Origin of the sequence: Protofrankia sp. Cas3, from assembly GCF_963555955.1 — a bacterium.
Classification (GTDB): domain Bacteria; phylum Actinomycetota; class Actinomycetes; order Frankiales; family Frankiaceae; genus Protofrankia.
This window is the reverse complement of record NZ_CAUVXP010000236.1, coordinates 1-6,218: the sequence shown is the minus strand read 5'-3', so window position 1 is coordinate 6,218 and position 6,218 is coordinate 1. Positions and strand designations below refer to the sequence as shown.

Annotated in this window: 7 protein-coding genes, 1 pseudogene and 1 CRISPR repeat array; of the genes and pseudogenes, 5 read left to right on the top strand and 3 right to left on the bottom strand. The window is 65.6% G+C overall.

The features are described from left to right. Both U9983_RS26030 and U9983_RS26025 read left to right on the top strand, forming a co-directional pair. Positions 1-194, top strand: a 194-nt coding sequence (locus U9983_RS26030) for a hypothetical protein (RefSeq protein WP_322756540.1), incomplete at its 5' end; no start/stop codon positions are given. Positions 195-311: 117 nt separating this feature from the next. Next, on the top strand, positions 312-485 hold the full coding sequence (locus U9983_RS26025; protein ID WP_322756539.1) for a hypothetical protein: 174 nt from the start codon (positions 312-314) through the stop codon (positions 483-485). 753 nt (positions 486-1,238) lie between these two features. Then, a CRISPR array of direct repeats spans positions 1,239-1,818; the repeat unit is 36 nt; unit sequence GTGCCCGCGATCTACAAATCCGAGTCGGATTGAAAC. 476 nt (positions 1,819-2,294) lie between these two features. Here U9983_RS26025 and U9983_RS26020 read toward each other — a convergent pair. Both U9983_RS26020 and U9983_RS26015 read right to left on the bottom strand, forming a co-directional pair. Beyond that, positions 2,295-3,473 (bottom strand): hypothetical protein, encoded by a 1,179-nt coding sequence (locus U9983_RS26020; protein WP_322756538.1) that lies wholly within the window; start codon positions 3,471-3,473, stop codon positions 2,295-2,297. Further along, on the bottom strand, positions 3,457-4,431 hold the full coding sequence (locus U9983_RS26015) for a helix-turn-helix domain-containing protein (protein ID WP_322756537.1): 975 nt from the start codon (positions 4,429-4,431) through the stop codon (positions 3,457-3,459). The genes U9983_RS26020 and U9983_RS26015 overlap by 17 nt, the downstream gene beginning before the upstream one ends. Before the next feature lie 319 nt (positions 4,432-4,750). Between U9983_RS26015 and U9983_RS26010 the strand changes: the two genes are divergently transcribed. After that, the gene (locus tag U9983_RS26010) at positions 4,751-5,029 is read left to right on the top strand and encodes a hypothetical protein (protein WP_322756536.1); all 279 of its coding nucleotides are present in this window, start codon (positions 4,751-4,753) and stop codon (positions 5,027-5,029) included. Next, positions 5,022-5,258: a hypothetical protein gene (locus U9983_RS26005; protein WP_322756535.1), complete on the top strand. Its 237-nt coding sequence runs from the start codon at positions 5,022-5,024 to the stop codon at positions 5,256-5,258. The genes U9983_RS26010 and U9983_RS26005 overlap by 8 nt, the downstream gene beginning before the upstream one ends. Before the next feature lie 85 nt (positions 5,259-5,343). Here the strand turns inward: U9983_RS26005 and U9983_RS26000 are convergent, their stop codons facing one another. After that, positions 5,344-5,778, bottom strand: a complete 435-nt coding sequence (locus U9983_RS26000) for a helix-turn-helix transcriptional regulator (RefSeq protein WP_322756534.1) — start codon at positions 5,776-5,778, stop codon at positions 5,344-5,346. A 242-nt stretch (positions 5,779-6,020) separates the two neighbouring features. Here U9983_RS26000 and U9983_RS25995 point away from each other — a divergent pair. Next, positions 6,021-6,218 (top strand): annotated as a pseudogene (locus U9983_RS25995) (plasmid replication, integration and excision activator); the annotation flags it as partial.

The following is a 6,218-nucleotide window of genomic DNA, read 5'->3' as shown; positions in this document are numbered from 1 at the left end:
GATCCGTAGTCCTCAGCGGACCGTCCACCGACGTCCAGGGACGTCCATCGGTGCAGGTCACAGCCTCGGGGCCGTCCACCGACGTCTACGGACGTCCACCCCCGTTGCAGTACAACTGCAGTACATGGGAGATTGCGAGGCAGGTCACGCGGCGTGAAGTGGTGGGATTTCCCGGCGCGGACGGCACTCGATGATGGTAGGTGGAAGACCGGATGGCGAAGCTCCCGGCGATGCGGCGGGTTGATCCTCGGGATCGCTGGACCGTGTATCACTTCTCCCAAGCAAACCCCGCGGGCCCTGGCCAGAGCGACGTGAGCGCCTTGCTCCGACGGGTCGCTGACTCGATCGACGCACGAGGGGATATCGAGGTCCAGGACCTGGTGATGCATACCGAGGTCACGGCCGATGGCGACTGGCACTCGATCACCATTTACTACCATCGCGCTACCGTGGGCGACGATCAGGACAGCGGACCCGCGGATTAAGAGGAAAGAGCGGCTTGTCCATCAATGTCCGTGGACGTCCGCCGGGTCGGTGTGACCTGGGCTCTCCGTCCGCCGGTGTTCGCACTCGTCCGCCGACGTCCACCGGCTTGGGTACAGCAATGGGTACACGGGGACGGATCGAAGCGAATGCGGACACGGCCCACGCTACGAGCTTGGGAAACCTATGCGGCTACCGTTGCTGACCTGCTCTGGAACACTCCGGACCAGGTCAGCAGCGGTCCAGCTCTCGCCAAGGGATACCGCTGGGACCACATGTTGACCGTTGCTACTGGCACGCGGCGGGCATGCCGTCCGGCTAACCTCGCCTCGTCAGGGCAGCGCCCTTGCTGGCTGGCATGTCCGGAGTTGCCCGTGCACGCGGTGGACGTGAGAGCCACCTCTGTCTCCTCTGTCTGGTGATGTCCGTCGACTGGCCTTGCGTGGGTCGGCGCTATGCACTGTCGGAACGGCGGCCCTGGTCTCGTGCTGCGGGTGCCTGAGTCTGCGATCATTGTCGGGTACGGGTCGGTCCGAGACTCGGCGGTGGGAATGGGGGATGTACGATGATCGTTTACCACAACCGCCGACACGCCGACGAACGCAGGAGGTTGTGGTGGGCGATCGACATGTGCCGTGACCTGCTACGACGTGACACCGATAGATCATATATTCATGATCCTAAGGATCTTCGGATGGAGGTTGTGGTATGATCTTGCATCAGCGCAGGTCAGCGGGTGTACAATTTGGACAGCGGTGCCCGCGATCTACAAATCCGAGTCGGATTGAAACTTAATCTTACCGAAATAGTCGTCGATGCCGAGTGCCCGCGATCTACAAATCCGAGTCGGATTGAAACACGATCGCTATTGCCAGCATCGTAGCCGTTATGGTGCCCGCGATCTACAAATCCGAGTCGGATTGAAACCCCCAGCATCCCCAGCATCCCCAGCAACTTGTATAGTGCCCGCGATCTACAAATCCGAGTCGGATTGAAACTCAAGAGGTACCAGCGCATGCCGTCGCAGGGGTGCCCGCGATCTACAAATCCGAGTCGGATTGAAACAGGATGATCCCGGGTCACGTCAGCATGTCAGGTGCCCGCGATCTACAAATCCGAGTCGGATTGAAACAACACCCCGGTGATCGTGATCTTCTTGGGGCGGTGCCCGCGATCTACAAATCCGAGTCGGATTGAAACTGGACGACGCCGTTGCTCCGGTTGTTGTTGGCAGTGCCCGCGATCTACAAATCCGAGTCGGATTGAAACTCGCAAAGTGCGCGGGACGTTGTGCTGGTAGTGCCCGTGATCTACAAATCCGAGTCGGATTGACGACCTACACGGGTTTCAGGGTGACCGGAGATAGTCTCGTCCCAGCCTGGGCGAGGGGTCGGGCTGCCCGGGGAGCGAAGCGGCCGGATGCTGTCTCCTGGCTGCCCGCTGGCGTGCCCCCTGCTCGTTTTTCGTCTGCCGCTGGCGTGCCCGGTGCTGGTCTCCGGTGGTCGTGTGGCTGCGCATCCCTGAACGTGCACGGGTGTTCGGTGAACTGGACCGCGGAACAGGACCAGCATCGCGAATCCATGCCGCTCGGTACGGCGTGGATTCGCTCATCCGGCGGCGGTCGGTCTGGCCGGAATGCCCACGGGTCCCGGTGTGCCGGGCATACTTGCCATTCCTGGTCTGGCTTGTGCGCGGTGGCGGGCCAGCGACGCACCCGGCGAGCATGGCGCGCCAGCGCCACGCGCAGCCGTCGCGCGGCGCGGCCCGTGCCGCGCCTTGATCTAAAACCGAGTAATTCGGCAGTGCCCGGCTTATGGCGTATTCGTGCTGCCGGGTCCGCCGATGCGTGGACCAGATGGCCAGAGCTGGGCGAGATCAGCCGGGGTAAGCGGGCGTTCGTAGGCAGTGCGAAGGACGGTTCCCGAGGTCTCGGGGCCGGCGGTGTCAGCGAGGGTGACGAACCAGTCGATGCCGGCGGGGTATGACCAGAGGTAGGAGCGTAGGAGTGGGTCTGCGCCGCGGTCGGTGAGGGCGTCGGCGATGGTGCTGTCTTTCCAGAACGGCACCCGGTCGCGGGCGTGGGTGACACAGTCTGCGACGGATACGCCGGTGTTGATGGCGCGGTGTAGTTCGGCGCGGACGAGCTGAAGGTAATGATCGACGCGTATGCGGGCGGTCAGTGGTTCGTCGTCGGGTGTGGTGAACAGCGGTAGGGCCTGGGCGAGTCCTTCCATGAGGACTTGTTGTTGGGCGTGTACGGAAGTCAGGCGCACCCACGGGACATCGTCGCGGGTGCAGTTGGCCGACCAGTTGGCGGCTTGGAGGGCGTGACCGAGGATTTCGTGTTGGGCGAACTGGCGGAGCCGTACCGCGGTGAACCGGGCGTTGCGTTGGTTGAGGCGGAGGCGGACCTTTGAGCCGGCTCCGTCGAGCCAGTAGGCCCAGTACACATCGAGGTCGACGCGTTCAATGCTCAGGTCGTAGTCGGCAGTGGCGCTGGTGAGGCGGCGGACTATCGGTTCGATCTCCGTTGCCGCTGCGCGGATCAGCTCGGGGACGTCGTCGCTGTTCACGGGGCCTTCGGCCTCGTCGAGGTGGGCGGCGGTATCCGGACCCCAGGTCACCCCGCATGCCCCGATGGCCGATATCGCCCGGTCACGGCAGGCGGTGATGTAGTCGTCGGTCCATCCGGCCGCCGTGCATCCCTGGGTGGCCTGGACATAGGCATCCAACGGTTGGTGTTCCCCGAGCAGCGCCCGCAAGTAGGCCAGGTGCGCGCCGACACGGTCGGTTAGGTGCGGCTGGTCCTCAGCGCGTGCGCGGCGGTCCAGGTCGGTGAACCGGTTGTGGGCGTCGATTCGGTCGGCGACCGGCGGGATCTCGGCGTCGGTGGGGGCGCAGTCGTAGTCGATGACCGCGGGGCAGCCTCGCTGGCGTTCGTAGGCGTCCCAGGCCCGTAGCGCCGCTTCGATGTCATTGCGTAGGGTCACGATCGGCGTCCCATCGAAGCGTTACGGCGTGGTTGGGTGCCAGGTTGGCGCGGGTCAACTCGATGACGATGTCGGTCTGGTCGTGTTTCCAGGTGAGTCCGTCGGTGGCGGAGACCTCGGAGCCGTCGGCGTGTTCCTCCACGGCGGTGCAGCTCAGCAGTTGCCGTGTGCCGCGGTGGCGGACGGCGAGTGAGTACCGGTCGGTGGGGCGGGTGAAGGCTTGCCGCCAGTAGAGCTCGTCGAGGAACCGGCCGCCGTCGCAGGTGTAGGCGATGATCGCCGATTCGCCGGGCTGCAATGCGGGGAAGATCTGGCAGGCGAACTTGGACATCGTGATGGTGTCGTGGATCCGCTGGATGATGACGTTGCGGTCGGATGCGGCGGCCGGCCTGATCGTGAGGATGCCGGTGGTGTGTTTGAACCACAGCTCACGGACGAGACGAGTGATCGGTAACGTACCGATGTTCACCAGTTCGTAGGTGTAGGTGACCTGGGCGGAGCCGTCGGCGGCGATGTCGATCGTGACGGACAGGGACCGTTCCCGCGCGGCGTAGTCGCCTGGCGTGGATGCCGGGTGTTCGGGGGCCGCTCGGGCGGCTGGCGGGGTCGGCGCGGGGATCTCTGCGCGGGCGTCCAGCGAGGGTGGCGCGGGGGTGGGGCCAGTGGTCTCCCATGGGCGCGGGGCCAGCCGGAGAAGCTCGCCGGGGATGCGCAGGGCGTCAGCGATGCGTTCGATCAGGTCGATGGACATGATGTGTTCCTGATCGCGCATGATCCGGCTGACGCGGCTCTGGGTGAGCCCTTCGATCGGCGAGGCGATGCGGTCCTGACTGGCGCCGTCGTACTTCTTCAACAGCCGGAAGATGGTGCCGAAGTCGCGGGCGTTCAGCGCCGTGCGCATGTCGTCCCGGTCGAGTACCTGCCGGGAGACCGTGTAAGGGCTGGTGGTTGGCGGCATCGTGCCTTCTCGGGTGCGTCCGATGGTCCGCCGGTCAGCGGTGTGCAGGGCGGCATGCTGACAGTAGCGCGTTCATACCAGGTTGGTATGGGACCTTCGTCCGACTCGCGCGCTCATGTACCGCTTGTCGACTGTTCGCCTGGTGGAACACGGCCGGTCGGGGGAGTCGGGCGGCGTATACGGACTTGGCGTTTCGGTGCGGTCCGCGGGTCGGTAAGCCTGTTGTCCAACCAGTCCGGTTCCGTGTTGAGCGTGGTGTCCGCGGGGCCGGGCTGGCGTCCGAAAGGCACGCTGACGACAGGATGGGACGGTGCGGCCGGTGACCAGCGCAGACACGGTGGCTGACGGCGGGGATGGGCGGATGTCCGTGCTCTACGGCGTGGTGCGCTTCGAGCCGGGGGACGAACGGCGGGTCCGCGATACGACGATCACGTTTGACTCGCCCGCGTCGGCGGAGCTGTTCGCGGTGGAAAGCGGCTGGCACGACTATCAGGTGTGCCCGCTGTTCTTCTTCGTGGACCATTCCACGGCGCCGGCGGCGGGTCGGATGCTGCTGGGTGCGGCGTTGGCACGCTCGACGCGGCGGGCCGGTGGCTGAGACCACCGGTGCGCACGCACCGGTCACCCTCGACGGCGCAGACTGCACAATTACGATCTATCCGGACGCGCGGCCGGTGGACGTCATGCGGGCGTGGGCGGCGCTGCCGGACGGGGTGGGGTTCGCGGAAGCGTTCGGTGATGTTGAGGTGACGCTCGTGTTCCGGCCGGTAGACGGCGTGGCGACGGGTCCGGCGATGCCCGAGAGGCTGCCGTTCGGCCTGCGCTGATCAGCGGTCGCCAGTCAGGGGCCGTCACAGACAGGGGCTGGTGCCCAGGTGGACGATCTGTCGTCCGTCCGGGTGCCGGCCCCTTCTATCGTGCGCGGGGCTCGCAGGTGTGCGGCTCGGGATCCCGCCCGGCGGTGACGAGCTGCTCGACGGTCACGAGACGGCGACTGAGCTCTTCGAGGCGTTCTTCGATCCGGCGCAGCGTCACGATGACCGGATCGTCGGTGGTGGTGGGTTCGGTGGGCGGGTGGCCGGCGAGTAGAACTCTGATCAGATGGTCGTCGGGCCAGTCGAGCGCGCGGGCGAGCGCGGTCAGCGTCTTGTTCTGGAAGCGGCGGCCGGTGCCATGCTGCACCAGACGGACCGTGGACACCGACACCCCCGACGCCTCGGCAAGCTGTTGCTGACCGATGCGGCGGGCTGCCATCCGTTCGTTGAGTGCTACCGCGACGGCGGCCCAGTCCTCGCCGTCGGCGGGTCGGCGGGCGGTATAGACCCGATGGGTATTGCGGTCAGCCATGGCCCGCATATTAGCGCCCAAGCAAGCAGTATTACGACTGATGTGCGCGTCCATACCGGGTCCGTATGAGCGAGTCGGCTTCGGATCGTCGGTCAGACCGGCTTGGTATGGCCATCATACCAAGGACGTATACATGGCCTGTATACGGGTTGAGTAGCGGTCGTCGAGCGGTGCACTGTGTATCTCGACGGGTCGGGCGGTCATCTCCGACAACCCGGCGAGACGGCGAGAGGTGGGCAACGATGGCGATACCGCGGTGGATTCCGGTGGCGTTCGGGGATGTGTTTCCCCATGGCGCGTTCGTGCTCGGGGTGGAGGCGGCGAACGACTTTGAGAAGTCGAAGGCGGGGATGCCGGATGCGCAGGAGCGGGACAAGGAAACCGGTGAGCTGCTGTGGGCGGTACGGGTGATGGACGCGGACCCGAACGCGCGGGCCGGG

Bases quoted from the DNA above. Each gene is read 5' to 3' on its own strand.
- U9983_RS26015 (WP_322756537.1), bottom strand. From the start codon at position 4,431: ATGCCGCCAACCACCAGCCCTTACACGGTCTCCCGGCAGGTACTCGAC.
- U9983_RS26000 (WP_322756534.1), bottom strand. From the start codon at position 5,778: ATGGCTGACCGCAATACCCATCGGGTCTATACCGCCCGCCGACCCGCC.